General features: G+C 72.1%; 2 protein-coding genes. One reads left to right on the plus strand and one right to left on the minus strand.

The features are described 5' to 3' along the window. Positions 1 to 824: CoA transferase (locus ABT263_RS38780; RefSeq protein ID WP_352298652.1), on the minus strand; the 824-nt coding region annotated here is incomplete at its 3' end. Positions 825 to 1,056: 232 nt separating this feature from the next. On the opposite strand from ABT263_RS38780, the gene ABT263_RS38785 reads away from it, so the two are divergent. Then, positions 1,057 to 1,194, plus strand: a complete 138-nt coding sequence (locus tag ABT263_RS38785) for a hypothetical protein (protein WP_351386714.1) — start codon at positions 1,057 to 1,059, stop codon at positions 1,192 to 1,194. Positions 1,195 to 1,353: the final 159 nt, after the last annotated feature.

The following is a 1,353-nucleotide window of genomic DNA, read 5'->3' on the forward strand; positions in this document are numbered from 1 at the left end:
GCCAGCCGGGGCTGGCCCGGCGACCAGCCCGGCTCGGCCAGTACGTCCCGGTAGCCGCGCAGCGCCGACAGGCTGAGCCCGTGCTCCTGAGCGGCCGCGACGATCCGCGGCCAGGGCGTGCCGGCCGCGGCCGTGTGCAGTGCGGCGGGCAGCAGGCAGTGGCCCTTGAGGTAGCGGTGCTGGAAGGCGGTCCAGGCGCGGCCCAGTACGGCGGTGTCCACGCCGAGGTCGCGCCAGAACGCGAGCCAGCGGGCGGGGTCGAAGGTCTCGATCTCGAAGAGGGGTCCGTCGGCGCTGCGGAACGGCGGCGGGCCGCCGTCCCCCTTGACCGAGGGTCCCCACGGGTCGGGGGAGGTGGCCTCGGCGGTGTACTGGCCGGCGAGTAACGTGCCGGCGCGCAGCACGGAGGTCTCCACGGCGTCGACCGGGATGCCACGGGCGCGCCCCACGTGAGCGGCGAGGACGCCCTGGCCGGCCAGCACTCCGGCCGCGGCCGAGGCCGCTTCCAGCCCGAGCCGGCGCGGTCGTCCCGCCTCCTGCCCGTGGAGGTGCATCAGCCCGCACAGGGCCTGCACCACCGGCTCGCTGCCGGGCCGGGCGGGATCGATGTCCGCGCCGCCGTGCCAGGTCAGGTCCATCTCGACACCCCCGGCGGCCGTGGTGGCCCCTCCCGTCGCCGGGCCGGGGACCGAACCGAGCCAGGGCCCGAGCCGGGTGCGGGCGGTGTGGTGGGCGAGGTCCGGGCCGCCGCTCACCGACTGGAAATAGAGGTTTTCGTCCCCCGGATCCTGGCTGTGGTGATGATGGTGATGGCTGCTGCCCATATGTAATTTCTCCTCTTTAATGTTAAACAAAATTATTTCTAGAACTAGTGGATCGATCCTACCAACCGGCACGATTGTGCCCACAACAGCATCGCGGTGCCACGTGTGGACCGCGTCGGTCAGATCCTCCCCGCACCTCTCGCCAGCCGTCAAGATCGACCGCGTGCACCTGCGATCGCCGATCAACCGCGACTAGCATCGGGCGCAAGCCGCCACTCGAACGGACACTCGCATGGACGTCCCCTTCCTGGACCTGCAAGCCGCGTACCTCGAACTCCGGTCCGACATCGACCAGGCGTGCCGGCGCGTGCTCGGGTCGGGCTGGTACCGCCTGCACGAAGTGCCGGCGGGGCCGACCCCGGGCGAGTAATCCCAGGATTACTCCCGCGGCTTCGACCCCGGCCGCCGTCGCCGCGTACGTCACCGACCCCCGGCGGAAGTCACCCGGGTGTCGTAAGGGGGGGGGGGGCGGGTTATTTGGAAGTGGGCCCACCTGGGGGCCGGGCGGAGTGGCGGGGGGGCCGCGCCA

The organism is Kitasatospora sp. NPDC001603, from assembly GCF_040298365.1.
Lineage (GTDB): Bacteria > Actinomycetota > Actinomycetes > Streptomycetales > Streptomycetaceae > Kitasatospora.